Below are 23,830 nucleotides of genomic sequence, written 5' to 3' on the forward strand. Positions count from 1 at the left end.
TCTATCGGCGGTCAGTGGCCGGACTTGTCCCGGATGTCGGTGATGATTCCGGAGAAGTCCCGGCCCGCCCCGCCCTCCGCGGCAAAGGTATCGTAGATTTCTGATGCGAGCGGTCCCAGCCGGGCGGCGACGCCGGTGCTTTCCAGCGCATTGAGCGCCAGTTTCAAGTCCTTGGCCATGAGGGCTCCCGCGAAACCGGGCTGGTAGTCGCGGTTGGCAGGGCTCGTGGGGACCGGCCCCGGAACGGGGCAGTTGGTGGTCAGCGCCCAGCACTGGCCCGAGGCCGCGGAGGCGACATCGAACAGCGCCTGGTGGGTCAGGCCCAGCTTCTCGCCGAGCACAAAGGCCTCACTGACCGCGATCATCGAGACGCCAAGGATCATGTTGTTGCAGATCTTCGCCGCCTGCCCGGCACCGTGTTCCCCGCAGTGCACCACCCGCTTGCCCATGACTTCGAGCATCGGCGTGACTGCCTCGAAGTCCTCGGGAAGTGCCCCCACCATAAACGTCAGGGTGCCGGCCTCGGCCCCGACGACGCCGCCGGAGACCGGGGCGTCAACGGCCCGGTGGCCGGCTGCGAGGGCCAGCTCGGCGGCCTCGCGGGCCTCGTCTACGTTGATCGTGGAGCAGTCCAGGAAGACGGTGCCCGGCCGGGCCACGTCCAGCAGGCCCGGCTGGCTCTGCTGTCCCGGCCCGCCGGGGCTGCCGCGGTAGGCGTCCAGGAGATGCTTGCCGCTGGGCAGCATGGTCAGCACGACGGCGGCGCCCGCCACCGCCTCGACCGCGGTCTCCGCGGTGGTTATGCCGTGCGCCCGGGCTGTTTCCAGTGCGGCCGGCACTACGTCGAAGCCGGTCACCGTGTAGCCGGCCTTGACCAGGTTGATGGCCATCGGCCCGCCCATGTGGCCAAGGCCCAGGAAGGCGATGGTGCCGGACTCTGCGGGTCCGGGCCGGCCTGATCCGGCCTGTGATGCTTCAGACGGCGATGTTTCAGACATTGTCCCGCTCCTTCGACAACTGCAGTTCACGGTCGCCCAGCGGCGCAAAATAGGATTCGACGTCGTCCCGGCTGACCTCCGCCAGGCTGGCAGGCTGCCAGTGCGGGTCGCGGTCCTTGTCCACCACCTGCGCGCGGATGCCCTCGCGGAAGTCGGGGCCGGCCAGGAACCGCAGCCCCACCCGGTACTCCTGCTCCAGGGCCTCCTCGAGGCTCAGGCCCCGGACCCGGCGCAGGGACGCCAGTGCCACCTTCACGGCGGTCGGCGACTTGCTCTCGACCGTGTCCGCGGCATCGGCCGCTTCAGCTGCGTTCTCTCCACGGAAAGCGCGCAGCCTCCGCAGGATCTCTTCGGCGTCGTCGGCCGAATAGCAGGCGTCAATCCATTCCCGCTGCGCTGCGAGGACAGAGTTCGGGGCCTCCCCGGCGAAGCGCGCGACGGCGGCGTCCGCCGGCTCGCTCTCCAGCGCCACCTCGAGTTCCGCCAGGCTTGCGGACGGCACGAAATGGTCCGCGAGCCCCAGGAACAGCGCATCGGCGCCGCTCAGGTGGGCTCCCGTGAGGGCGGCGTGGGTGCCGGACTCTCCCGGTGAGCGCGAGAGCAGCAGGGTTCCGCCGACGTCGGGCACAAAACCGATCGTGGTCTCGGGCATGCCCATCCGGGTGCGTTCGGTGACGATCCGGACCGAGCCATGCGCGGAAATCCCCACCCCGCCGCCGAGGACCAGCCCGTCCATGAATGCCACATACGGCTTGGGGTAGCCCGAGATGAGGGAGTTCAGCCGGTATTCCTCGGCCCAGAAGTCGGCTGTCGCGTCGCCGCCGTCCAGCATGTCCCGGTAGATGGCAACGATGTCGCCTCCGGCGCACAGTCCCCGGTCACCGGCGCCGCGGACCAGGACGGCCGCGACGGCGTCGTCGTCCGCCCAGAGGGTGAGCTGCTCCAGCATGGCCGAGGCCATGCCCGCGGTGAGCGCGTTGACCGCCCGGGGACGGTTCAACGTGACCACACCAAGCCGGCCGCGCCGCTCGAACAGCACTTCCGCCGCCGCGGCGTCCTCGGCGTGCTTGCCCGCCATCAGCTGCCTTCCGGCATCACGAAGCTGGCGCCGGTGCGGATGCCGGAGGGCCAGCGGGTGGTGACCGTCTTGGTCTTGGTGTAGAAGCGGAAGGCGTCCGCGCCGTGCTGGTTAAGGTCGCCGAAGCCGGAGGCCTTCCAGCCGCCGAAGGTGTAGTAGGCGATCGGCACCGGGATGGGCACGTTGATGCCCACCATGCCCACCTGGACCCGGCTGGCGAAGTCACGGGCGGAGTCGCCGTCGCGGGTGAAGATGGCCACGCCGTTGCCGAACTCGTGCTCGCTGCACAGGCGCAGGGCCTCGTCGTAGTCCTCGGCGCGGAGGACGCTCAAGACCGGGCCGAAGATCTCTTCCTTGTAGATCGTCATGTCCTTGGTGACGTTGTCGAAGAGCGTGGGGCCGACCCAGAAGCCGCCGTCGTAGCCCTCCACCTTGAGTCCGCGGCCGTCGGCCAGCAGGGTGGCGCCCTCGTCGACGCCGGCCTGGATGTAGCCTTCGATCCGTTCCTTGGCGGACGCCGCGACGACCGGGCCGAAGTCGGAATCCTTCGCCAGGCTGTGGCCGACCTTGAGGTCCGCGATCCGCTCTTCGAGTTTGGCGACGAGCGCGTCGCCGGTGGCCTTGCCGACCGGCACGGCCACGGAGATGGCCATGCAGCGTTCGCCGGCGGAGCCGAAGCCTGCCCCCATCAGGGCGTCCGCGGCCATGTCCAGGTCTGCGTCCGGCATGATCACCATGTGGTTCTTGGCGCCGCCGAAGCACTGGGCGCGCTTGCCGTTGGCGGCGGCCGTGGCGTAGATGTACTGCGCGATCGGAGTGGAGCCGACGAAGCCGATGGCCTGGACGCGGGGGTCCTCCAGCAGTGCGTCCACCGCTTCCTTGTCGCCGTTGACGACGTTGAAGACGCCGGCCGGCAGGCCGGCCTCGGTGAAGAGCTCGGCGAGGCGCAACGGCACGGAGGGGTCACGCTCGGAGGGCTTGAGGATGAAGGAGTTGCCCGCGGCGAGGGCCGGGCCGGACTTCCAGAGCGGGATCATGGCCGGGAAGTTGAAGGGGGTGATCCCGGCGACGACGCCGAGGGGCTGGCGCAGCGAGTGGACATCGATGCCGGTTCCGGCGCTGTCCGAGAATTCGCCCTTGAGCAGGTGCGGGGCGCCGGCGGCGAATTCGACGACCTCGATGCCGCGCTGGATGTCGCCTTTCGCGTCGAGGAAGGTCTTGCCGTGTTCCGAGGACAGCAGGGTGGCGAGCTCGTCCATGTTCTGGTTGACCAGGTCAACGAACTTGAGCAGGATCCGGCCGCGGCGCTGCGGGTTCATGGCCGCCCACTCGAGCTGGCCCTTTTCCGCGTTGGAGACCACGTTGCGGACCTCTTCGGTGCTGGCCAGCGGCACACGGGCCTGGACCTCGCCGGTGCACGGATCGTAGACATCGCTGAAGCGCCCCGAGGTGCCTTCAACATGCTGCCCGTCAATGTAATGGGATAGCTCGCGAACCATGATGGAATGCTCCTTTGCACCGTGTGGTTTGACGTAGTGGCGGCCGGGCCGCCTGTGACCCACGTCATCTGCTGCTCCTGAATATACTCGGACTTCCTACTAAATTCCAGAGGGGCCGTGGCCGGCCGGCAGCTTCGCCCGGCAGCCAAGTTCGGTAAGTTAGGGACTGTGAAGATAGCTACCTGGAATGTGAACTCGCTCCGTGCCCGTGCCGACCGCGTTGAAGCCTGGCTTCAGCGCACCGACTGTGATGTCCTGGCCATCCAGGAAACCAAGTGCAAGGACGACAACTTCCCCTGGGAGCTGTTCGAGAGCTTGGGCTACGAGGTGGCGCACTTCGGCCTGAGCCAGTGGAACGGCGTGGCGATCGCCTCGCGGGTGGGGCTCGACGACGTCGAACGCACCTTCCTTGACCAGCCGGTCTTCGGCAAGAACGGCAAGGACGCCGTGCAGGAGGCCCGTGCGATCGGCGCAACCTGCGGCGGCGTCAGGGTCTGGAGCCTCTATGTCCCGAACGGCCGGGCCCTCGACGATGAGCACATGCCGTACAAGCTCAGCTGGCTGGACTCGCTGCGGACCCATGCCGAGGGCTGGGTCCGGGAGGACCCCGAGGCGCAGATCGCCCTGATGGGCGACTGGAACATTGCCCCGCAGGACGATGACGTCTGGGACATCGACTACTTCCGGGCCAACGCCCTCACCCATGTCAGCGAGCCGGAGCGGGCAGCCTTCCATGCCTTCGAGAACGCCGGCTTCCAGGACGTCGTCCGCCCGCATACCCCCGGACCCGGCGTCTACACGTACTGGGACTACACACAGCTGCGCTTCCCGAAAAAGGAAGGGATGCGGATCGACTTTGTCCTCGCCTCCCCCGCGCTGGCCGCCCGCGTCACCGGCGCCGCGATCGACCGCGAGGAACGCAAAGGCAAAGGCGCCTCGGACCACGCCCCCGTAATCGTGGAGCTGAGTGACTGATGAGGCCACAGGGAAGCGACGGAATCCAATGACGGGAAACCTCTACCACGGACAGGCGGGGCTGCCGTTCTCCTCGGCGCTGCGGATCTACGAACCCCTGGCGGCGTTCCCGGAGGGCCAGCAGCAGACCCTCCGCGAGGCGGGATCCCGGAGCGTCTCCCGCGCGGCCGTCGAAAACGCCGAGCTGCTCGCTTCCCTTGGCCGCATCACCCGCCCGGGCGGAGACCCGTTCCCCACCGGGGCGACGGACCTGGTCCGCATCCTTGCCGCACCGCGCCCGGACAGCGCTCCCGGAGCATCGCCAACGGCAGGCGGCGGACTTCCCGACGCCGGCACTCACGGCGCGGGGCATCCGGCTGGCACAGGGCATCCGGACGGCCTGCTGTACTGCCCGAGCCAGCTTGTGCTCCGGGCCGGGCTGGCCGCCAACGCCTTGATGGAGGGGATCCATGGGCCTTTGGCGCAGCTGCTGATTCCGGAGGAGCAGCGCGACAAGCACCAGGAGCGCATCGATGATGTGCGGGCGCACGCCGGACTGGGCCGTGTGCACACCCGGGCATCCACGTGGGGCATCCCGTTCAGCTGGTTCTGCCTCTTCCAGGAATCGGATCCGACGGACGTGGTGGAATCCGAGGGGCACATTGTCACCGTGCGGATCCGCGCGACCATCGGCGAAGCCCTCGATCGGGTCCGCTATGCGGTGGCCCATCTGGCCCTCGCTGCGCCGGACTTGGACATGCTCGAGGACCTGACCCAGCTCACCGAATGGCTGGAGCTCTTCCACGCGGAGTCGATGGTGGAACTGGACTACGGCGCCGTGGCGGACAAGGTCTACCCGGATGAGTCGCCCATGGATGTCAGGCTGGGCATCGAGTGCCTGGCTGAAGGGGACATGACCGGGGCGGCCGCTGCCTACCGCCGGCTGGCGTCCCGCTGGATCCCGATCCGGCAACTCGCCCGCGCTTCCTGAGGAACTGGTTCCGCACTGACTAGGCGGGCTGCCGGCCGCCCTGCTCCCGGGTCCCTGCACCCCGCGCGGCCCTGCCGGCTTCGGCGCCAGCGCCGGCGTTGCGGGGCGGCGCTGTTGTGCTTCGGACGATCAGCTGGTGCGGGGCCACCGTGGAGCGCACTGCCCCCTCATTTCCATCGAGTTCGTCCAGCAGCATTTTGGTGCCCAGTTCGGCTTGCTCGTCGGGGCGCTGCCTGACGGTGGTGAGGCCCATGGCCTCGGAAAAGTCGTGGTCGTCGATCCCGATTACGGAGAGTTCATCGGGGATTCGGACTCCGGCCCGGGTGGCCTCGAAGATGATCCCCATGGCCATCTCATCGGAGGCGCAGAAGATGGCGGTGGGCTTCGGCCCGGGCCTGTCCCAAAGCCGGCGGAAGGCGTTCTGGCCGCTGGGGACGGTGAAATCGCCCCATTCGTCCCATTCCTCCCGGACGTTCAGGCCGGCTTCCGCCATCACCTCCTGGAAGGCTTTGATCCGGACCCTGGGGACGTCAAAGTTGAGGTCGGTTTCGTCGTCGCCGTGCAGCAGTGCGATCTCCGTGTGCCCCAGTCCGATCAGGTGCCGCACCGCCGTGGCGGCGGCGGCGTAGTCGTCGATGCCGATGTAGGGGCATTCTTCGACGTGGCCGCCGACGACGACCAACGGGATGTCGATCTTCTGGAGGTGTTCGATCTCTTCATGCGTCAGCGCCATACACAGGACCAGCAGCGCATCGATCTGCTTGTAGACCATCGTTTTGCTGAAGAGCCGCTCGCGGTTGCTGCCGTGGCCGCCGAGATTGAACAGCGAGAGGTTGTACTGCCGGGCATGCAGTTCCCGGTCCGCACCTTCGATGGCCTTGGAGAAAAACCAGCGGCTGACGAACGGGGCCAGCACTCCGATGGTTTTGGTGCGGCCGGTTGCCAGCCCGGAAGCCGAGGAGGAGGCGACGTAGCCCAGGTCCTCGGCGATACCCAGGATCTTCTCCCGGGTGGCCGGCGAGACCCTGGGCAGGCCGCGGACGGCGCGGGACACTGTGGCGGTGGAAACTCCTGCAGCCAGGGCCACGTCCTCGATGCTGACGCCCGAGTGTCCTCCGCGTTGCGCCCTGTCCGTTGTCTTTGCCACCGTGTCCCCTTGTCGACTGTCTGCTGCCGCCTGATGCCCGGACGCAGGAGTTCCTTGCCCGCCCCCGCGACCCAGAGCCGCAGCTCCGGCCCTCAGTTGCGCCTGGTTGCCGTCCTTTCCGGCAGACGGCGACGCAGCCGGATCAGTCCGTACACGGCCAGCACCATGGCCAGCAGGCCCAGGGCCCAGCCCAGCGCCGGCTGGCCCGTCACCTCCATCCAGACGGTGACCACGAACAGCACCAGCGCCCAGAAACCGAGGAGCCCGATGATGATGTCGAAGTCCTCGCCGGAGCGGACACGACGGTGTTCGCTCCGCACCAGACCACGGCTCGGCTTGGCGTTCATTGCCGGGCCGTCACTTCACGGCGCCGGCGGTGAGGCCAGCGACGATCTTACGCTGGAAGACCAGCACCAGGATGACCAGCGGAATTGTGACGATCGTTCCGGCGGCCATGATCGCGGTGTACGGAATCTGCTGCGGCTGGGCACCGGCGAAGTTGGCAATGGCCACTGTTACCGGCTGGGTTTTGTCGTTCGAGAGCTGACTGGCGATCAGGAACTCATTCCATGAGGAGATGAACGCCAGGATCGCCGTCGTGAAGATGGCCGGTGCAGCGAGCGGCATGATGACCCTCCGGAACGCCTGCCCCTGGGTGCACCCGTCCACGCGGGCCGCTTCCTCAAGCTCCCACGGCATTTCCCGGAAGAACGACGTCATGGTGTAGACCGTCAGCGGGAGGACGAAGGAGATATTGGGGATGATCAGCGCCTGGTAGGTGCCGATCCAGCCGATATTCGTGAACAGCTGGAACAGCGGGGTGATGAGGGCGACGCCGGGGAACATGGACGCCCCCAGGATGAAGCCCAGCACCAGGTACTTGAACCGGAAGTTCAGCCGGGCCAGGGCATAGGCCGCGAACACGCCCAGCACCAGCGAGATCAGGGTCACTGTCACACCGATGAACACACTGTTCAGCAGCGCCTGGGCGAAGTGGTTGCCGAAGGACGTGTCGAACGCCGTCCTGAAGTTGTCGAGTGTCACGTGGGTGGGCAGGAGCGAGGTGTCGTAGGTGTAGCCCACGTCGCGGAACGCCGTCACCACCATCCAGTACGCCGGTGCAAGGCACCAGAACAGGATCACGGCGGCGCTGACGTACGTGCGGACACTCGCCCATTTCTCGCGGTTCTGGCCCGCCTTGCGGCCTCGGTCCTGCTCGGCCCGGAGTTCGGTCGCGGCGGTCATTTCTTCCCCTTACCTGCGCCGGTTTGCTGCTCCACGACGTTCGCTCCGAGGAAGCGGACAAAGATGAAGGCCACAATGAAGATGATGATGAATGTGATGGTGGACAAGGCGGCGGCGGAGTTGAAGCCTTGCCTGATCTGGTTGACCACCAAAATGGACAGCGTAGTGGTGTTGTTGGAGCCTTCCGTCAGGATGTACGGGAGGTCGAACATGCGCAGGGCATCCAGCGTCCGGAAGAGGATGGCGACCATCAGCGCCGGCTTCACCAGCGGCAGGGTGATCATCCGGAACCGCTGCCAGGCGGAGGCGCCGTCGACCTTGGCCGCTTCGTAGACCTCGGCCGGGATCATCTGCAGGCCGGCCAGGATCAGCAGCGCCATGAACGGCGTCGTCTTCCAGGTGTCGGCGATGATGACCGCCCACCGGGCCGGGATTTCGCTGCCCGTCCACAGGATGGTCGTGTTGAACAGTTTGTTGCCGATGCCTTCGAAAGCGAAGATGAACAGCCACAGCTGCGCGGTGACGGCGGTGGGGATGGCCCACGGCACCAGCACGGCCGCGCGGACCAGGCTGCGGCCGCGGAAGGTCCGCGCCATGATGATCGCCATCCAGAAGCCGAGGATCGTCTCAAGGGTGACGGTGACAATCGTGAAGTAGAAGGTGGTCCCGGTCGCGGACCAGAACTGCGCGCCCAAAGTTCCCGGCGGGCAGGCCACGGTTCCGCCGCCCGGGGCGGCACACTGCTGGAAGAGCCAGTTGGTGTAGTTGGAGAAACCAGCCGGGCCGCCGGCGGTAAAGAGACCCGTGACGGGGTCCAGGCCGGCATCTTTCTGGAACGACATCACGATGGCACTGATGATCGGGTAAACGATCACAATCGCCAGCGCAACGATGGTCGGCGCCAGCAGCCACGAGGCCCACTTGCCCTGGCTCGCTATTGCGTTGTCCTCGCCCACGCCCTTGGGGCCGTGGTGGATCGGAGCACCGCCCGACGCCGGTTCCTTGACCGGCGTCGGGCCTAGTTCGGTAGCCATGACTGGGCTACTGTCCCGCGCTAGCGGACTCGATGGACTTCTGCATGTCGGACAAGGCCGAGTCTACGGTCTTTTCGCCCTTGATGGCAGCGTACGCATTTTCCTGGATGGCCTTGGTGACGGCCGGGTAGAACGGGGTGACAGGGCGCGGTACGGCGTTCTCGATCGAGGTCTTCAGCACGGGCAGGTACGGGAGCTTGGTGACAAGTTCCTGGTCGTCATAGAGCGCGCCGAGGACCGGAGCAAGTGAGCCTTGCGTGGCGTAGAACTTCTGGGTCTCCTCAGAGGTAAGGAACTTCAGGAAGTCCAAAGCCGTGGCCTTGTTCTTCGAGTAGACGCTCATGCCGGCGCTGTGCCCGCCGAGCGTCGATGCCCCGGGGCCGCTCGCGCCGACCAGCGCGGTCATGCCGAGGACGTCTTTGACCTTGGAGGAACCTTCCGTCATGGCCAGGTTGTAGACGTAGGGCCAGTTGCGGTGGAACAGGAGTTTGCCGTCCTGGAAGGCCTGCCGGCCCTGCTCCTCCTGGAAGGTGATGGCTTCCTTCGGGATGTTTCCATCGGCATATGCCTTGGTCAGAGATTCGAGGCCGGCCTTGGCCTCAGGGGTGTTCAGGTTCGGCTTGCCGTCCGAATTCAGTACGGAACCGCCAGCGGAGTTGATGGCCTCAGACGTGTTCACCGTGAGGCCCTCGTACTTGGCGTACTGGCCCGCGAAGCAACCGATGTTGTTCTCCTTGGCGATGGAGCACATGCTCATCATCTCGTCCCAGGTCTTGGGCGCCGTGGGGACGAGGTCCTTGCGGTAGTACAGGATGCCGCCGTCGGAGTTCTGCGGGGCCGCGTAGAGCGTGCCCTTGTAGGAGGCGCTCTCGACCGTCGGCTTCAGCATCGCGGAGGTGTCCAGCGCCATCTTGTCCTTGAGCGGCTGGAGCCAGCCCTTGGCGGCAAACTCGGCGGTCCACACCACGTCGACGCTGACGACGTCGTAGTTGGCGTTCTTGGCCTGGAAGTTCTGGACCAGGTCATCGTGCTGCTGGTCGGCCTGGTCGGTCTGCTCCTTGAACGTGACCTTCTCGTTCGGGTGGGCAGCGTTCCACTTCTCGATCAGCGGGCGGACAACGTTGCTGTTGTCCTTGCCCTGGACGTAGGTAATGGGTCCGCGGCTGTCCAGGCCCTGCTCGGCGTCGGCGCCGGCGGTGGTGCCGCCCCCGCCGCCACAGGCCGAGAGGGTAAGGGCTAGAACGCCTGCTGCGGCGACGGGAAGTAGAAACTTCGGTGTTTTCATACTGGGGGCTCCTCGCTGAGTACCGGATAAAAACGGCGGTGCGTTGCTGTGGTGCCCATCACACTAATCAACATCCGGTGAGGAATGCAAGCGTTTACATGGAAGCTTTACGGAAAGGAGACCCTATTCCGATCCGTTGTTGGGTGGGACAATCCGCGCCATTTCACGGATGTCGGCCCCATCGGCTCGCCCGGCTGCCCTCGCAGCGGCAGCGCCAAAGTTGTTGCCGAAACCTCACAGCCGGGATCAGCGGACCCGTTCAGCCCGACCGAACCTCGACCGCGCACCGGACGCGATGTGGATGAGCACCGGGGTGCGCTTGCCGAGCACAACATCAAGCGCCTCCACGAGGGCGGAAACGTCGGCCGTGAGCCTGTGCGGGGCCACACCCTGGCGGGGCTGGATCCGAATTCTCAGGCCCGGTTCGCCGCGGACTTCGTACGTCGCCACCGTTGCGCCGGCCAGGTCCGGACGGTCCGCAAGGGCGGCCCGGAGGGCCTGCTCGGCCACGCCGCTTCCGATCCTGACGTTTCCCGGGACGTCGCCCGGGTCCTCCTCGGACACCAGCAGGTTGGCACGGCCCTTGCCCTGCTGGGCGACCCACGCCACCATGGCGCCAATCACCAGGAGCAGTACCAGGACCACCGCGATCCAGAGCCAGCTCTCCGACCGCCCGGGGAAGCGCGTGCGTTCGAAGAGATCACGCCAGATGCTCCAGACGCCGGCGGACCAGTCCTGCCACCACACCCCGACCGCCGGCACAGTGGCAAGCAGGATCAGCATGGCACCGATGGCGAGGAGCTTGATGCCGAGGACGCCGATCAGTACCCGGTTGAGGATCCTGGGGGTGCCGTTCATGCCCCGACCACCCCGGTCGGTGCCACATTGATGCGCACATCCGGCGACGGGGATAGGGCCATGTCCCGGAGCTCCTCCTGCACGGCGGCGAGGACGGCATCCGGGCGCAGCGGTACGCCGGAGGTCGGCCGGACGTTGACCTGCACCTGCTGCCGGGACACCGTCACCATCACCTGTTCCTGGCTTACGTTGGCGGCCACCCGCGCCCGGCGTGCCAGGGCGGAGGCAATCACTTCGTCGTCCACGACGACGGCGGCGCGGCGGTCCCGCAAAATGTGGCGGGCGCGGCGTCCGGGCAGCACCGCGTTCAGGAAGAAGAACAGCCCTGCCATCACGACCACCGCGCCGGTGACGCCGAGAAGGAGCGGCGGCACCCCGGCCGGGAGCGCCACCGCACGCTCTGCCGCGGTCTGCGGATCCACGAGCCAGGGCGGCTGTCCGACGGCCCGGACCGCGGTTTCCAGGAGCGCATAACCGCACAGCCCCACCACGAGTACGGCGGCGATAATGGAGGCGACGGCCCGTGAAGAGTGGGTCTCTCGTTTGAGGATCTGCTCCATGCCGGCAGCGCCGCCCCCGGCAGGGGCTTCATTGCCGGCCGAAGGCGCGGCACTGGGAGCTGGCGGGGCGTAGCTTCCAGGGCTGGAATCGTGCTCGGTGTTGTGGCTCAATGGACGCGCCCTCCTTCACTCATGCTGGCGCCGCCAATCCGGATGTCCACCCTGCTCAGCCGGGCACCGCTCAGCTCGGTCACGCGGCGCAGGATGACCGCCTTGGCGGCCACTGCCCGGTCCCAGATGGAGCCGCCGAGGCCCGCGACCCGTCCGGCGTCCCGCACGACCGTGGTCAGCGGCGGCACGGTGATGGGTGCGACAAGGGACAAAGCCAGCAGCCCGTCGTCGTCGGACCATTCTGCCCGGACCTCCTGCGGCGGAACACCGAGGGCTTCTGCCGCGGCCGCCTGCGCCACGCTGGTCAGCGCCTGGGTGCTGACCCGGGTGTGTCCGGCCATCGCGGCGGCGTGGGCAGCACCTGCCGGGCCGCTCATGAGGACGAACGCCGGCCCGTGAGGGCGTCAAGCACACTGCGCAGGTCCAGTTTCCCTTCCGCGGCGCGCCCCAGCAGGGCTCCGACCCCCATGAACAGCAGGGCGCCGAGGAATCCCCAGACGCCGAACTGGAACGACATAAACGCCACGAAGGCGCCCACTGCGATCCCCACCACGGTCAGGTTCACTGGATTGCCTCCCTCGCGGGCCGGGTCTCGGCCGCGGTACCGGCCTTCGCCGGGCCGGGGACGTAGACATCGTTGATCTCAATGTTGACTTCGATGACCTGGAGGCCGACGAGCTCCTCGACAGCCGCATACACGGCGGCACGAATCTGGTCTGCCAGGGCGTGAAGGGGTGTCCCGTAGAGCGCCACCAGGTCAATGTCGACGGCGACCTGCGTTTCACCGACCTCGGCCCGGACGCCTGCGGCGTGGTCCGAGCTGCCCACCGCGTCACGGAAAGCACCGAGAGCGCGGGACGGGCCCGATCCCAGGGAATATACGCCGGGGACCGAACGGGCAGCGATGCCCGCAACCTTCGCGACGGCGTTTTCGGAAATGACGGTGCGGCCAATGCCGGGCACCGGCAAAGCTGTGGCGGGCTCGGGCACCTGGGCCGCCCCGGGCTGAGGATCCTGGTATTCCATGAGGCACTCCCCCTTCTCTTTGTGACCACCCTAGTACCTGTGCCGGGCAAGGTGGCCGCTTGGCCCGGGAAGGCCGTGCCCTGTCAGGGAAATTGCGCCGGCACCCGGCCCGCCTAGGCTATCTTCCGGGGAAGCGGGCTGAACGGGCCCGCTATCCGCAGTTGGTGGCGAGCCAGGTTTGCACCGGAGCCATGGCGTCCTGGAGTTTTCCGCTGGAGAAGACCGTCTGGTCCTTGATGCCGGCGATGGCCACCTGGCTGAGTGTGGTGAAGTCTGCCTTGATGCTGTCCGGGGCGCGTTCCGCCGTGCGGGTCAGCTCGGCCTTGGTCTGCTCCAATTCGGCCGCCGATCCCTTCGCCGCCGAGAGCGGAAGCAGGGTGGAGCCTGTGGCCTGTTCGGAAATCGTGGTGCAGGCCTCCGCAGCCGTGGCGAAGTCACCCCACGGGCCGGAGGATTTGCTGGGACTCGCGGTCGCGGACGACGGCGCGGGGCTGGCTGCCGCGGACGACGGCGCGCTGCCGGCTTCCGGTGCGGAGCAGGCGGTGAGTGCAAGGGCCGCCAGAAGGGCGCTTACGGTCAGCGGACGCGCAACATTCTTCAAAATCACGTTCTTGGAATCACTTTTCGGTTGAGATTGCACCGTCGGCCCGATCACGCTGCCGGCGGTCTTGGCGTTCTTTCCCCAGCGTGTGAGTCTAGCCCGGCCGGTTGGCCAGCCCCCAAAACGGCCGCCGCCGTCGAACCTTCCATCGGCTGCTCCGTACCCGCCCTTTTGGCCGCCCTGAAGGGCGCTTACTGAGCAGCCGATGGGGTTAAAAGAAGAAAAGCACCAGTTCCGAAGAACTGATGCTTCCCAGTGGTGGCTCCGACCGGCGTCGATCCGGTGACCTTTCGATTTTCAGTCGAACGCTCTACCAACTGAGCTACAGAGCCTAGGTGACATGTCACCATGAGAGCCGGAATTTCTTCTGGCAATCAGAGCGACCCTGACGGGACTTGAACCCGCGACCTCCGCCGTGACAGGGCGGCGCGCTAACCAACTGCGCTACAGGGCCTTGCTATTTATTTCTTGTCTGCAGTATCGCTACCGCAATTTTTCAAGGCCTTTAGCCTACCAGACTTTCACACCCGGTTTGACCAGTTCCTTGCGTACCCCCAACGGGATTCGAACCCGTGCCGCCGCCGTGAAAGGGCGGTGTCCTAGGCCGCTAGACGATGGGGGCCAGGATGCCATCCGGTTGAACAAAGGCAAAAATTAAGGGCCGAGGCCTTCCGTTTTTGTCCTTTCGGGTTCCTCCGAACTGGACTATAAAACTATAAGGGCAGATTCCGGATTATCCAAAATCAGCGGCTGCCGCCCATTTGGCGGCGACTAGCCCCGCCGGGCGGCGTCCTGCCGGGCCCGCTCCACATCGGCCGCCGACTCCAGGTCTCCCCTGGCCCGCAAACCCGCGATGACGCCGTCAATGTCGGCAGCCGACCGGTTCTGGCTGAGCTTGCGTTTCGCCTCGACCCTCGTGATGACAAGCTCGACGCCGACAATCGCCCGGAGCTGTCCGGCGATGAAACGCGCAGGCGCGTCGTCCACGGCCCAGGGCCGTTCCCAGGCTGCTTCGTGCTGTGTGGTCAGCCGCCGGACCAGGTATTCAACCCAGGCCGGGTCGTCGTGGATGACCAGCCTGCCGTAGGCGTGGGCCGTGGTGTAGTTCCACGTCGGCACCACCCGGCCGTGTTCGGCCTTGGTGGGGTACCAGTTCGGGGAGATGTAGGCATCGGAGCGCTGGATGATGGCCAGGGATTCACCCAGCGCCGGCAGCCGCCACTGATCGTTGTTGCGGGCAACGTGGCCCAGCAGCGCGCCATGCTCGCCAGCCTCCGGGTCATAGACGAACGGCAGCAGGGTGGCGAGCAGGCCCTGCGCCGTCGCCGTCACCAGGTTGGCCGCCCCGGGGTTCTCGAGCAGGTCCCTGACGGCGTCCGGGTCAGCGGCGAAATGCGAGGGAATGTACATGGACGGTTCCTTTGTCGGGTGTGTATCGCGCGATGAACGGGGCAGCTGACCCTCTCAGGCTACGAGCATGACAGCCAGGGTGACCATGACCAAGGCGATGCCGGCGTCGAGCACGCGCCAACTGCCCGGGCGGGCGAACAACGGGGCAAGGTACCGGGCGCCGGTGCCCAGGGCGGCGAACCACGCCACGCTGCCCAGCCCGGCTCCGGCGGCAAACCACCACCGCCCGTCCGCGCCGTGGGCGCCGGCCAGGGACCCCAGCAGCAGCACGGTGTCGAGGTAGACGTGCGGGTTCAGCCAGGTCAGCGCCAGGCAGGTTCCCAGGGCGGCTGCCCACGTTCCCTTGTGACCGGCCGCCGGCTGGGATGCCTGCGTGCCGCGGATGGCCCGCACCGCAGCCATTGCCCCGTACGCCAGGAGGAAGGCAGCACCCGCCCAGCGCACCACCTCGAGGACCTCTGGCGCCCGCTCGATGAGGACGCCCACGCCGGCCACCCCCAGCACAATCAGTACCAGGTCCGAGACGGCGCACACCGCAACAACCAGAAGGACATGCGAGCGCTGGACGCCCTGGCGGAGCACAAAGGCGTTCTGCGCACCGATGGCGACGATGAGGGCCAGCCCGCTGGCCAGACCGGAGACGAGGGAAGGGATCACGGGATCCACGGTACGGGCGACCAGAACATGAAACCAGTTAACAAATGTTGGCCAACATAAGATGAGCTAATGATTGATATTCAGCCGGACCAGGCCCGGACCCTGGCCGCCATCGTGGCGCACGGAAGCTTCGAGGCCGCCGCCAGCCACCTCCGGGTCACGGCGTCGGCGGTGAGCCAGCGTGTCCGCGCCCTTGAGGTGGCGGTCGGCCGGCCGGTGCTGACACGGACCCGGCCCGTCGGGCTCACGCCGTCCGGGCAGGCGGTGGTGCGCTTCGCCCGGCAACTGGAAATGCTCTCCGCCGATCTGGCCGAAGAGTTGCAGCCCGGCACGCAGCCCGCCAGCATCCGGCTGACCCTCGTGATCAACAGCGACTCCCTGCACACCTGGGCCCTGCCCGGACTGGCCTCGGTGGCGGACAAGGTCCAGTTGGAGATCCTGCGCGAGGACCAGGACTATTCGCTGGAACTCCTCCGCAGCGGCGCTGCAGCCGCTGCCATCACCACCACGGCCAAGGCGGCGCCGGGCTGCTCGTCCCGGCGCCTGGGCGTCATGCGCTACCTGCCGGTCTGCACGCCGGACTTCGCCGCACGGTGGTTTCCCGTCGGCGCGACGGCGGACGCGCTCGCCGTCGCGCCCGTCATCGTCTTCGACCGCAAGGACGACCTGCAGGACCGCTACCTGCGCGGCGTGAGCCGCAAGACCCTCCAGCCGCCACGGCACTATGTCCCGGCCGCCCATGAGTTCGGGGAAGCCATCCGCTGGGGCATGGGGTGGGGACTCCTCCCCGAAATCGAGGTCTCGGAGGAGCTGAAGCGCCAAACCTTGGCGTCCATGGACGCCGCCGCGCACGTGGATGTGCCGCTCCACTGGCAGCAGTGGCGGCACGGCTCGGCGGCCCTCGACGAGGTTGCGGCGGCCATCCAGGCGGCCGCCCGCCCGCTGCGGTGAACCCTCCTTAGACGGCAGCCCCGCTGTTGGCAGGAACTCGCCTAGACGTGACCGATTTCCGCCAGTCACCGGGCCCCTGCACCGGCTAGATTGGCAGCATGGCAACAACCGCCCAGACGGGCTCCCCCCAACCGGACAGCGCGCGCCCGGACGGCACCCACGAAGTGCCGCCGCACGCGCCCGCCTCCCAGCCCGCCCACCCGGCGGACCCCGCAAACCCCGCAAACTCCGCGAAGCAGCTCCTCCCGCCGGGCCAGATCAGCAGGCTCGGCATCGCCGCCGTCGTGGTCACCGTGGTGTTGTGGGCCTCCGCTTTCGTGGGCATCCGGGCCGTGGGACCCAGCTTCTCCCCCGGCTCCCTGACCCTCGGCCGGCTGGCGATCGCCGCCGTCGTCCTGGGCCTGGTGGTGCTGCCGCAACTGCTGAAGAACCCCAACCTCCCCCGGGGCCGCGAGTGGTGGCCCATCCTGGCTTACGGCGTGATGTGGTTCGGCGGCTACAACCTCGCCCTGAACGCCGCCGAACACCTCCTCGACGCCGGCACGGCCGCGCTGCTGATCAACGTCAACCCGATCCTGGTGGCCATCATGGCCGGGGTGATCCTCAAGGAGGGCTTCCCCCGCTGGCTGATCATCGGCAGCCTCGTCGCGTTCGGCGGCGTCGCGGTGATAGCGCTGGGGTCCGGGCAGCGGTCCACGGCCGACGTCGCCGGGGTGCTGTTGTGCCTGCTGGCGGCGGCTCTCGCCGCGGTCAGTGTGATCGTGCAAAAACCGGTCCTCCGGAAGTTGCCCGCGGCCCAGGCCACCTGGTTCGGGATCCTGGTCGGCGCGGTCTGCTGCCTCCCCTTCAGCGGCCAGCTGATCGCCGAACTGCAGGCGGCCCCGCTGCCGGCGACGCTGGGGCTGGTCTATCTCGGCATCTTCCCCACCGCAATCGCGTTCACCACCTGGGCCTATGCGTTGTCCCTGATCGACGCCGGCCGGCTCGCGGCCACCACCTACCTCGTGCCCGGCACCACGATCCTGATCTCCTGGCTGGTGCTCGGCGAGATCCCCACGGTCTGGGGCCTGGTGGGAGGCGTCATCTGCCTCGTGGGGGTGGGGCTGACCCGGCGCCGGTCCCGCTGATTCGGCGCTAGAGTTTCAGCTATGCCCGCTTCCCTGCCGCCCGGCCTGCCAATCGTTCCGGACGGCCCGGAGAACCCCGAGAACCCCGACGACGGCGGGAACGGCGCCAACCACGATCACGCCCCGTTCCCGATGTCCCAAGACGACTTCGAAGCCGCCGTGAGCGACGCCCTGGACCAGATCCCGCCGGAGCTGGCGAAGACCATGAACAACGTGGCCATCTTCATCGAGGACGACTACACCCCGCAGCCGGGCGAGGATCCTGACACCGTGCTGCTGGGCCTTTACGAGGGTGTGCCGCTCACCGAACGGGACTCCTGGTGGGACGCCGGTTCCCTGCCGGACCGCATCACCATCTACCGGCAGCCGATCCTCGAGATCTGCGAGTCGCGTGAGGACGTGATCGAGGAAGTGACGGTCACCGTGGTCCATGAGATCGCGCACCACTTCGGCATCAGCGACGAGCGCCTGCACGAGCTCGGCTGGGGCTAGCCTTGTAGGCATGGGACACGACCACAGCCACACACACGGGATTAGGGCCTCTGGCACAGGCACAGCCAAGCACCGGAAGCGCCTGGTCGCCGTCCTGGCCATCACCCTCGCCGTCGTCCTGATCCAGATCGCCGGCGCGCTGATTTCCGGCTCGCTCGCCCTGCTGGCCGACGCCGGCCACATGCTTTCCGACGCGGCCGGCGTCTCCATCGCCCTCCTGGCCGCCTGGATCGCCGGCCGGCCGGCCAGCGACCAGCGTACCTACGGCTACCAGCGCGCCGAGGTGCTGGCCGCCCTGGCCAACGCGCTGGTGCTGATCGTCATCTCGGTGGTCATCTTCACGGAGGCGATTCGCCGCTTCGGCTCCACCCCCGAGGTGCAGACCGACGTCATGCTTTACGCGGCCGTCCTGGGCGCCGTCGCCAACCTCGTCTCCCTGCTGATCCTCCGCGGCGCCCAGAAGGAGAGCCTCAACGTCCGGGGCGCCTACCTCGAGGTCCTGGGCGACCTGCTGGGCTCCTTCGCCGTCATCGCCGCCGCCGTGGTCATTATGGTCACGGGATACCAGGCGGCGGACACCATCGCCTCGATCGTCATTGCGTTGATGATTCTGCCGCGGGCCTGGCACCTGCTCCGCGATGTGGTGGATGTGCTGCTGGAGGCGACCCCCAAGGGCGTGGACGTGCAGCTGATCCGCGAGCACATCCTCTCCGTGGAGGGTGTGGTGTCCGTGCACGACATCCACATCTGGACCATCACCTCCGGTGTGCCGGTGTTTTCCGCCCACGTGGTGGTGGAGGACGCGGCACTGGGAGCCCGCGGCGCGGACCAGGTCCTGGACAAGCTGGTCAGCTGCCTGGGCTCGCACTTCGACACCGAGCACTGCACCTTCCAGCTGGAACCGGCCTCCCACGCGGAGCACGAATCCCACCAGCACGCCTAAGTCCGGAATTCAAAGCACCGGGCGGCGGCACCCTCCGACACGCTCTGCCCAAATGTGACCAAATGACATAGTTGTTGTTTATGTTATTGATGTGACCCGTGTTGCCAAAGTGGCCATTGGCACGTAGCCTCGACCGTGCTGGGGGATCAGCCGGGCGTTTCTCGCGCCGGAATCCGCGCTCGCCCGCTCCAGCCCGACACTGCAGCGAGGTTTGCCCATGACTTGGACCGGTTCCGGCCGAAAGACGGCCGCGCTATGCGCCGCCGTCGCACTCCTGGGAACGCTTGCGATTCCCGCACACGCCGCACCGCCCGCATCTGTCCAGATTCCGGCTGTCCAGATTCCGGCTGTCCAGATTCCGGCTGCGCCGGAGATCCCATCGCCGGATGAGATTGCCGCGGCCAAGGCCAGTGAAAGTGCGACGGCGGCACAGGTCGCCACGATCGACCGGCTCCTGGCGGACGCCTCCACGGCGCAGGACGCCAGCCTCGAAGCCTCCCTGCAGGCCAATAACGCCTATGGCGAAGCGCTCGTGGAACTGCAGCTCCGGCGCGACGCCGCCGCGGTTGCCGCCGCCAGGGCCTCGGCAGCCGGCGAGGAGCAGGCGAAGACGCGCAAGCAGATCGGCCAGCTCGCCGGCGATCTCTACCGCAGCGGCGGGCTGAATCCGGCTCTGAGCAGCTTTGTCACCGGGACCGGCAACGCCCTGCAGCAGGCCGCCACCCTTGAGGCAGTGACGGCCGGCCGCACCCGGGCCTTCCAATCGGCGGAAACCGCGGCCGTCGCCGCCGAATCGCTGACGGCTGCCGCCGCCGACGCCAACCGTGCCGCCGACGAGGCGGCCCGGACGGCGGAGGCCCGCAAGCTCGACGCCGAACGTGCCAGCGACGCCCAGCGCCAGGCCGTGTCCGAGGCCAGCGCACAGCGGACCGTCCTGGTGGACCAGCTCGCGAACCTCAGGGACACGACCGTTGCACTGGAATCAGAGCGCGTGGATGCCCTGGAACGGCAGCGCCAGCAGGACCGGCTGGCCGCAGTGACAGGTACCGCCGGGCAGGGCCAGGGGACCGGTGCCGATAGCGGCTCCGGCAACCCGGCTCCGGTGCTTCCGGGTCCGCAGGCACCGGCCGCACCCGCCCCGGGTTCACAGGCACCAGCCGCACCCGCGCCGGTTCCACCGGCACCGTCCACGCCGGCCCTACCCGTTCCGGCACCGCCGGCTCCGGCGTTGCCTGCGCCCGCGCCGGTTTTGCCACCCGCGCCTGCACCCGCGCCTCCGCCGGCCCCGGCGCCGGCGCCGGCGCCGGCGCCGGCSCCGGCGCCGGGCGGTTCCAACCAGACGGCGATCTCGGTGGCTCTCGGCAAGGTCGGCGCGCCCTATTTCTACCAGTACGGCGGAACCGGCGCCCACGGGTTCGACTGCTCCGGCCTCGTGCAGAACGCGTTCGCCGCGGCCGGAAAGTACCTGCCCCGCACGGCGTCCCAGCAGTTCGCCCAGGCCCCCGTCCATGTTCCGCTCGCCCAGGCCCAGCCGGGCGACCTGCTGGTCTGGGGTTCGGCACCGGGTTTCTACCATGTGGCGATCTACCTCGGCGGCGGGCGGGTGGTCCAGGCGCTGAACGAGGACGCCGGGATTACCGTGACGGACCTGGCCTCCATGTCCGGGATGCAGCTCCACCCCGTGGCCGCCCGGTACTGAGGTTTCCCGCCGCCGTCGGGATCCTGCCGGATCCGGACGTTAGGAGAGCACGTCCTTTGTGATGAACCTGCCGTAGGCGAGCGCACCGAAAACGGCGACGTAGCCGCCCTGCAGCAACGCGTTTGTGAGGAAGGAATCCCAGGCGACGGGCTGGCGGAGCAGGTCCGCGAAGTCCAGCCAGTAGTGGCTGAAGAGCCACGGGTGCAGCCATTCCAGCTGCGGCAGCGCGTCGAGGACCTGTGAGACGACCGACAGCACGACGGTGGATGCCATCGCACCCACGGGCACGTCCGTGAGCGTGGACATAAAGAGACCGATCGCCGAGAGGCCCATCAGCGAGACGGCAAGGTAGGCGGCGATCAGCAGCAGCCGCCGCATTGCCTCGGCGGCGCCGATGGCATCCCCGGACAGCAGCGTGACCGGCCCCACCGGGAAGAGAGCCGCTCCGATTCCGGCACCGACCAGGGCCACCACGAGCGGCGCCGCGACGGCGAAGACCACTGCCCCGGCGTATTTCACCAGCAGCAGCCGGACGCGGCCCGCGGGCGCCACCAGCAGGTACCGCAGTGTCCCCAGCCCGGCCTCTCCGGCGACGGTGTCCCCCGCCACCACGCCCACGGTCAGCGGCAGGAACAGCGGAACGGACACGAGCATCGCGGTCACGCCAACGAACAGACCGTTCTGGGAAATCCGGTCCAGGAACGCCGGACCCCGGCCGGCCGGCACCGCGGAGGACACGCGGACCGCCACGGCGATCAGGATCGGAATGGCCGCCAGCGCACAGAGCATGGCCCAGGTACGGCGCCGGCGGAAGAGGACCCCGAGTTCGGAGGCGAGCAGGCCGCTGCCCCGGTTGCCCTGTTGTCGCCGCCGGGTGGTCACCGCGGCCGGGCCGGGGCGGGCTCCTTCACTGGAACGAAGATCTTCACTGGACAACGTCGAAGCCCTCCCCCGTCAGCGCCACGAAGCGATCTTCCAGGCTGACCTGTTCGGTCGCGAAGCCCCGGACCCGGACTCCGGCCGCCACCAGGGCGGCCACCACGGCCTCGGGTGCCACTGCGCCATCGCCCGCCGCACCGGGGAGCGGGGCGTAGAGCACGCCGCCGTCACTGTTGGATTCGGTCCTGCCCGGGCCCGCACTGAGGCTGGCCCTGCCCGGTGTCTCACCGGCGCCCGGCCCGTCCACGGCCGCGCTCAGGCCCAGCCGGGCCAGCACGTCGGCCGCAGCCCCCGTATCCGGCGTGAGTACGCGGATCCGGGCCTGCCCGCCCTGGCGCAGCTCGGCGAGGGTCCCCTGTGCCACCAGCCGGCCCGCGCTCATGATGGCCGCGTGCGTGCAGATCTGTTCCACCTCGGCGAGCAGATGGCTGGAGACGAACACGGTGGCGCCGTCCGCGGCGAGCGAGCGCACCAGGCTGCGGACCTCCCTGGTACCCTGCGGATCGAGCCCATTGGTGGGTTCGTCCAGGACCAGGAGTTCCCGGGGCGCCAGCAGGGCGTTGGCGATCCCCAGCCTCTGCTTCATGCCCAGCGAATAGGCCCGGACCTTCTTGTCCGCGGCATGCGTCAGCCCCACCCGCTCCAGCGCCGACTGGACCCGGGCTTTCCGGGTGGCGGCGGGAACATGCGGGTCCGCGGCGTCGAACCGGTGCAAGTTGGCCGCGCCGGAGAGGAAGGGGTAGAAGGCGGGCCCCTCGACCAGGGCACCTACTCGGGGCAGCACCTCGCGCAGTTGCCCCGGCATCTCCTGGCCGAGGAGCCGGACGGAGCCGCTGCTGGCCGCGGCGAGGCCCAGCATGAGCCGGATGGTGGTGGTCTTGCCGGAGCCGTTGGGCCCCAAGAAGCCGAACACCGAGCCTTTCGGCACGGCCAGGTCGACGCCGTCGACGGCCAGCTGGCGGCCAAAGCGCTTGCTGAGGCCGGCGGTCTCGATGCTCAGTTCCGTACCGTAGGGTTCCGTCGCCGGCCCGACGGCGGTCACGCGGCGGTCACCGGGCGGTCACCGCTGAGTGGCGGCAGCCTGCAGCCGCTCCAACGGCACGGAACCGGCGAGGATACGCCCGTCGTCGAGGATCAGTACATTCACCAGCGATGTGGACACCAGCCGGCCGCCCGGAACGGCTACCGCGGCCTGCTCCAGCACCGCGGCGGCGCCGGACCGGCTTCCCTCCGGGGCTGCGGGGTCAGGCCGGAGCGGGTTGGCGGTGGCGGGGTCCGGCGCTCCGGCCTGGGGCGGGGTCCCGCCCGGAAGAGCGATGGCTCCGGCGGGGAATTCGAGCACCGATTCCCAGCCGGTTCCGGTGACGGCAGGCCGCTTCGCAGCCTTCGCTTGGGCGGGGTCCGACGGCGGAGTGGCGGCGCTGGCGTTGTGGTCCGGCAGAGGGATCTCTTTGACGGTGGCCCCTGGCGGCGGGGTGAACGTGAAGACGGAGGAATCCGGAGAGTCAAGATTGAGGCTCGTGAAGGCGACGCTGAACGCCGGCTCCGCCTGTCCCCGCGCCCGGAGTTCGACGCCCAGCGGGAGTCCGGTTCCGCCGTCGACCGCAATGGCGATGGACCCCACCAGGGTGGCGCCCGACTGCGGCGTGAGCACGAGGTTGTAGGCTGCCCGTCCGGCAACTTGGGTATCCGGGCCCACGGTCACGTCGGTGCTTGCATCGACTTTGGCGAGCAGTTTGTCAGCCAGTTCCGCCGGGGTCGGCACGGTTCCGGGCTGGGCGCTGTGGCGGCTGGCCGCATCGGCAGGGAGCTGGGCGTGGGCGGCCGTGTTGTCCTTGGAGTTATAGAACCAGAGTTCCGTGCCGTTCTTGATCGCGTCGCGCTCCGCCATCCGGTCCATGATTTGCACGCGGGCTTTCTCCGGCCCGTCGAGGTAGACCCGCGCGGTGTGGGGTCCGGTCAGCAGCTCCAGCCACGCCGTCTCCGGGGAGCCCGCGCCGGGACCGGATTTCGGAAGTTCCGGCAGACCGATCGCGGAGGTTTGTTCCAGCGTCCCGGACAGGGATTTCTCGTCATGCTGGGCGATCATGAGCAGCACCTGCTGCGGCGTTTTCTCCGGCAGGGGGTCTCCGGCGCTCGCGGGAAGGGATCCGGACAGGACGCCGGCGGCGATCACGGCAGGCACCGCCACTGCGGGCATCCAACGCAGCCATTTGCGCGTCATT

General features: G+C 68.1%; 26 protein-coding genes and 3 tRNA genes. 7 read left to right on the forward strand and 22 right to left on the reverse strand.

Features of this window, described 5'->3' with window-relative positions; genetic code table 11:
- Window positions 1-11: 11 nt before the first annotated feature.
- Genes mmsB through AC1DC5_RS03330 form a run of 3 tightly spaced genes read right to left on the reverse strand, consistent with a single transcriptional unit; the run spans window position 12 to window position 3,575 of the window.
- The gene (gene mmsB, locus AC1DC5_RS03320) at window positions 12-998 is read right to left on the reverse strand and encodes a 3-hydroxyisobutyrate dehydrogenase (RefSeq protein ID WP_476864193.1); all 987 of its coding nucleotides are present in this window, start codon (window positions 996-998) and stop codon (window positions 12-14) included.
- A complete protein-coding gene (locus AC1DC5_RS03325; RefSeq protein WP_476864194.1) occupies window positions 991-2,076 on the reverse strand; it encodes an enoyl-CoA hydratase/isomerase family protein in 1,086 nt (361 codons plus the stop codon). The genes mmsB and AC1DC5_RS03325 overlap by 8 nt, the downstream gene beginning before the upstream one ends.
- A complete protein-coding gene (locus tag AC1DC5_RS03330; protein WP_441405057.1) occupies window positions 2,076-3,575 on the reverse strand; it encodes a CoA-acylating methylmalonate-semialdehyde dehydrogenase in 1,500 nt (499 codons plus the stop codon). Before AC1DC5_RS03330 ends, AC1DC5_RS03325 begins: the two co-directional genes overlap by 1 nt.
- A 168-nt stretch (window positions 3,576-3,743) precedes the next feature.
- Between AC1DC5_RS03330 and AC1DC5_RS03335 the strand changes: the two genes are divergently transcribed.
- Together AC1DC5_RS03335 and AC1DC5_RS03340 are read left to right on the forward strand one after the other, a co-directional pair.
- On the forward strand, window positions 3,744-4,550 hold the full coding sequence (locus tag AC1DC5_RS03335) for an exodeoxyribonuclease III (RefSeq protein ID WP_476864195.1): 807 nt from the start codon (window positions 3,744-3,746) through the stop codon (window positions 4,548-4,550).
- A gap of 28 nt (window positions 4,551-4,578) precedes the next feature.
- The gene (locus AC1DC5_RS03340) at window positions 4,579-5,520 is read left to right on the forward strand and encodes a DUF8083 family protein (RefSeq protein WP_476864196.1); all 942 of its coding nucleotides are present in this window, start codon (window positions 4,579-4,581) and stop codon (window positions 5,518-5,520) included.
- Between the two features lie 19 nt (window positions 5,521-5,539).
- Here the strand turns inward: AC1DC5_RS03340 and AC1DC5_RS03345 are convergent, their stop codons facing one another.
- From AC1DC5_RS03345 to AC1DC5_RS03420, 16 genes are all read right to left on the reverse strand, one after another.
- A complete protein-coding gene (locus AC1DC5_RS03345; protein WP_476864197.1) occupies window positions 5,540-6,667 on the reverse strand; it encodes a LacI family DNA-binding transcriptional regulator in 1,128 nt (375 codons plus the stop codon).
- Between the two features lie 92 nt (window positions 6,668-6,759).
- Window positions 6,760-7,014 (reverse strand): hypothetical protein, encoded by a 255-nt coding sequence (locus AC1DC5_RS03350; RefSeq protein WP_441405061.1) that lies wholly within the window; start codon window positions 7,012-7,014, stop codon window positions 6,760-6,762.
- A 10-nt stretch (window positions 7,015-7,024) separates the two neighbouring features.
- The gene (locus AC1DC5_RS03355) at window positions 7,025-7,912 is read right to left on the reverse strand and encodes a carbohydrate ABC transporter permease (RefSeq protein ID WP_476864198.1); all 888 of its coding nucleotides are present in this window, start codon (window positions 7,910-7,912) and stop codon (window positions 7,025-7,027) included.
- Window positions 7,909-8,946: a carbohydrate ABC transporter permease gene (locus AC1DC5_RS03360; RefSeq protein ID WP_476864199.1), complete on the reverse strand. Its 1,038-nt coding sequence runs from the start codon at window positions 8,944-8,946 to the stop codon at window positions 7,909-7,911. Before AC1DC5_RS03360 ends, AC1DC5_RS03355 begins: the two co-directional genes overlap by 4 nt.
- 7 nt (window positions 8,947-8,953) lie before the next feature.
- Window positions 8,954-10,231, reverse strand: a complete 1,278-nt coding sequence (locus tag AC1DC5_RS03365) for an ABC transporter substrate-binding protein (RefSeq protein WP_476864200.1) — start codon at window positions 10,229-10,231, stop codon at window positions 8,954-8,956.
- 246 nt (window positions 10,232-10,477) lie between these two features.
- A complete protein-coding gene (locus AC1DC5_RS03370) occupies window positions 10,478-11,089 on the reverse strand; it encodes a hypothetical protein (RefSeq protein ID WP_441405065.1) in 612 nt (203 codons plus the stop codon).
- Window positions 11,086-11,649 (reverse strand): DUF6286 domain-containing protein, encoded by a 564-nt coding sequence (locus tag AC1DC5_RS03375; protein WP_441405149.1) that lies wholly within the window; start codon window positions 11,647-11,649, stop codon window positions 11,086-11,088. Before AC1DC5_RS03375 ends, AC1DC5_RS03370 begins: the two co-directional genes overlap by 4 nt.
- Before the next feature lie 107 nt (window positions 11,650-11,756).
- On the reverse strand, window positions 11,757-12,137 hold the full coding sequence (locus AC1DC5_RS03380) for a hypothetical protein (protein WP_441405066.1): 381 nt from the start codon (window positions 12,135-12,137) through the stop codon (window positions 11,757-11,759).
- Window positions 12,134-12,325 carry a hypothetical protein gene (locus AC1DC5_RS03385; protein WP_476864201.1) on the reverse strand — a complete coding sequence of 64 codons (192 nt, stop codon included), beginning with the start codon at window positions 12,323-12,325 and terminating at the stop codon, window positions 12,134-12,136. The genes AC1DC5_RS03380 and AC1DC5_RS03385 overlap by 4 nt, the downstream gene beginning before the upstream one ends.
- Window positions 12,322-12,786: an Asp23/Gls24 family envelope stress response protein gene (locus tag AC1DC5_RS03390; protein ID WP_476864202.1), complete on the reverse strand. Its 465-nt coding sequence runs from the start codon at window positions 12,784-12,786 to the stop codon at window positions 12,322-12,324. Before AC1DC5_RS03390 ends, AC1DC5_RS03385 begins: the two co-directional genes overlap by 4 nt.
- 151 nt (window positions 12,787-12,937) lie before the next feature.
- Window positions 12,938-13,393 carry a hypothetical protein gene (locus AC1DC5_RS03395; RefSeq protein WP_476864203.1) on the reverse strand — a complete coding sequence of 152 codons (456 nt, stop codon included), beginning with the start codon at window positions 13,391-13,393 and terminating at the stop codon, window positions 12,938-12,940.
- A gap of 250 nt (window positions 13,394-13,643) precedes the next feature.
- Window positions 13,644-13,719: transfer RNA gene (locus tag AC1DC5_RS03400), tRNA-Phe, on the reverse strand.
- 48 nt (window positions 13,720-13,767) lie between these two features.
- Window positions 13,768-13,841: transfer RNA gene (locus AC1DC5_RS03405), tRNA-Asp, on the reverse strand.
- A gap of 95 nt (window positions 13,842-13,936) precedes the next feature.
- Window positions 13,937-14,009: transfer RNA gene (locus AC1DC5_RS03410), tRNA-Glu, on the reverse strand.
- Between the two features lie 149 nt (window positions 14,010-14,158).
- Window positions 14,159-14,797, reverse strand: a complete 639-nt coding sequence (locus AC1DC5_RS03415) for an FMN-binding negative transcriptional regulator (protein ID WP_441405069.1) — start codon at window positions 14,795-14,797, stop codon at window positions 14,159-14,161.
- Window positions 14,798-14,851: 54 nt separating this feature from the next.
- A complete protein-coding gene (locus tag AC1DC5_RS03420) occupies window positions 14,852-15,454 on the reverse strand; it encodes a LysE/ArgO family amino acid transporter (RefSeq protein WP_441405070.1) in 603 nt (200 codons plus the stop codon).
- 69 nt (window positions 15,455-15,523) lie between these two features.
- Between AC1DC5_RS03420 and AC1DC5_RS03425 the strand changes: the two genes are divergently transcribed.
- From AC1DC5_RS03425 to AC1DC5_RS03445, 5 genes are all read left to right on the forward strand, one after another.
- Window positions 15,524-16,405 (forward strand): ArgP/LysG family DNA-binding transcriptional regulator, encoded by an 882-nt coding sequence (locus AC1DC5_RS03425; protein ID WP_441405071.1) that lies wholly within the window; start codon window positions 15,524-15,526, stop codon window positions 16,403-16,405.
- Between the two features lie 98 nt (window positions 16,406-16,503).
- The gene (locus tag AC1DC5_RS03430; RefSeq protein ID WP_441405072.1) at window positions 16,504-17,532 is read left to right on the forward strand and encodes a DMT family transporter; all 1,029 of its coding nucleotides are present in this window, start codon (window positions 16,504-16,506) and stop codon (window positions 17,530-17,532) included.
- Between the two features lie 21 nt (window positions 17,533-17,553).
- Window positions 17,554-18,024: a metallopeptidase family protein gene (locus tag AC1DC5_RS03435; protein ID WP_441405073.1), complete on the forward strand. Its 471-nt coding sequence runs from the start codon at window positions 17,554-17,556 to the stop codon at window positions 18,022-18,024.
- 10 nt (window positions 18,025-18,034) lie between these two features.
- On the forward strand, window positions 18,035-18,967 hold the full coding sequence (locus AC1DC5_RS03440) for a cation diffusion facilitator family transporter (RefSeq protein WP_441405074.1): 933 nt from the start codon (window positions 18,035-18,037) through the stop codon (window positions 18,965-18,967).
- Window positions 18,968-19,184: 217 nt separating this feature from the next.
- The gene (locus AC1DC5_RS03445) at window positions 19,185-20,666 is read left to right on the forward strand and encodes a C40 family peptidase (RefSeq protein WP_476864204.1); all 1,482 of its coding nucleotides are present in this window, start codon (window positions 19,185-19,187) and stop codon (window positions 20,664-20,666) included.
- 39 nt (window positions 20,667-20,705) lie between these two features.
- Here the strand turns inward: AC1DC5_RS03445 and AC1DC5_RS03450 are convergent, their stop codons facing one another.
- The 3 genes from AC1DC5_RS03450 to AC1DC5_RS03460 are packed head-to-tail and all read right to left on the reverse strand — an operon-like array spanning window position 20,706 to window position 23,829.
- The gene (locus AC1DC5_RS03450; protein WP_441405150.1) at window positions 20,706-21,548 is read right to left on the reverse strand and encodes an ABC transporter permease; all 843 of its coding nucleotides are present in this window, start codon (window positions 21,546-21,548) and stop codon (window positions 20,706-20,708) included.
- Between the two features lie 43 nt (window positions 21,549-21,591).
- The gene (locus AC1DC5_RS03455) at window positions 21,592-22,647 is read right to left on the reverse strand and encodes an ABC transporter ATP-binding protein (RefSeq protein WP_441405076.1); all 1,056 of its coding nucleotides are present in this window, start codon (window positions 22,645-22,647) and stop codon (window positions 21,592-21,594) included.
- Window positions 22,648-22,665: 18 nt separating this feature from the next.
- Window positions 22,666-23,829 (reverse strand): LolA family protein, encoded by a 1,164-nt coding sequence (locus tag AC1DC5_RS03460; RefSeq protein ID WP_441405077.1) that lies wholly within the window; start codon window positions 23,827-23,829, stop codon window positions 22,666-22,668.
- Window position 23,830 lies beyond the last annotated feature (1 nt).

This window comes from Arthrobacter sp. 10L424, assembly GCF_056395325.1.

Excerpts from the sequence above, each read along its gene's own strand:
- mmsB (WP_476864193.1), bottom strand. The coding sequence starts at position 998 with ATGTCTGAAACATCGCCGTCTGAAGCATCACAGGCCGGATCAGGCCGG.
- AC1DC5_RS03325 (WP_476864194.1), bottom strand. The coding sequence starts at position 2,076 with ATGGCGGGCAAGCACGCCGAGGACGCCGCGGCGGCGGAAGTGCTGTTC.
- AC1DC5_RS03330 (WP_441405057.1), bottom strand. The coding sequence starts at position 3,575 with ATGGTTCGCGAGCTATCCCATTACATTGACGGGCAGCATGTTGAAGGC.
- AC1DC5_RS03340 (WP_476864196.1), top strand. The coding sequence starts at position 4,579 with ATGACGGGAAACCTCTACCACGGACAGGCGGGGCTGCCGTTCTCCTCG.
- AC1DC5_RS03350 (WP_441405061.1), bottom strand. The coding sequence starts at position 7,014 with ATGAACGCCAAGCCGAGCCGTGGTCTGGTGCGGAGCGAACACCGTCGT.
- AC1DC5_RS03355 (WP_476864198.1), bottom strand. The coding sequence starts at position 7,912 with ATGACCGCCGCGACCGAACTCCGGGCCGAGCAGGACCGAGGCCGCAAG.
- AC1DC5_RS03360 (WP_476864199.1), bottom strand. The coding sequence starts at position 8,946 with ATGGCTACCGAACTAGGCCCGACGCCGGTCAAGGAACCGGCGTCGGGC.
- AC1DC5_RS03365 (WP_476864200.1), bottom strand. The coding sequence starts at position 10,231 with ATGAAAACACCGAAGTTTCTACTTCCCGTCGCCGCAGCAGGCGTTCTA.
- AC1DC5_RS03370 (WP_441405065.1), bottom strand. The coding sequence starts at position 11,089 with ATGAACGGCACCCCCAGGATCCTCAACCGGGTACTGATCGGCGTCCTC.
- AC1DC5_RS03375 (WP_441405149.1), bottom strand. The coding sequence starts at position 11,649 with ATGGAGCAGATCCTCAAACGAGAGACCCACTCTTCACGGGCCGTCGCC.
- AC1DC5_RS03380 (WP_441405066.1), bottom strand. The coding sequence starts at position 12,137 with ATGAGCGGCCCGGCAGGTGCTGCCCACGCCGCCGCGATGGCCGGACAC.
- AC1DC5_RS03390 (WP_476864202.1), bottom strand. The coding sequence starts at position 12,786 with ATGGAATACCAGGATCCTCAGCCCGGGGCGGCCCAGGTGCCCGAGCCC.
- AC1DC5_RS03415 (WP_441405069.1), bottom strand. The coding sequence starts at position 14,797 with ATGTACATTCCCTCGCATTTCGCCGCTGACCCGGACGCCGTCAGGGAC.
- AC1DC5_RS03425 (WP_441405071.1), top strand. The coding sequence starts at position 15,524 with ATGATTGATATTCAGCCGGACCAGGCCCGGACCCTGGCCGCCATCGTG.
- AC1DC5_RS03430 (WP_441405072.1), top strand. The coding sequence starts at position 16,504 with ATGGCAACAACCGCCCAGACGGGCTCCCCCCAACCGGACAGCGCGCGC.
- AC1DC5_RS03435 (WP_441405073.1), top strand. The coding sequence starts at position 17,554 with ATGCCCGCTTCCCTGCCGCCCGGCCTGCCAATCGTTCCGGACGGCCCG.
- AC1DC5_RS03440 (WP_441405074.1), top strand. The coding sequence starts at position 18,035 with ATGGGACACGACCACAGCCACACACACGGGATTAGGGCCTCTGGCACA.
- AC1DC5_RS03460 (WP_441405077.1), bottom strand. The coding sequence starts at position 23,829 with ATGACGCGCAAATGGCTGCGTTGGATGCCCGCAGTGGCGGTGCCTGCC.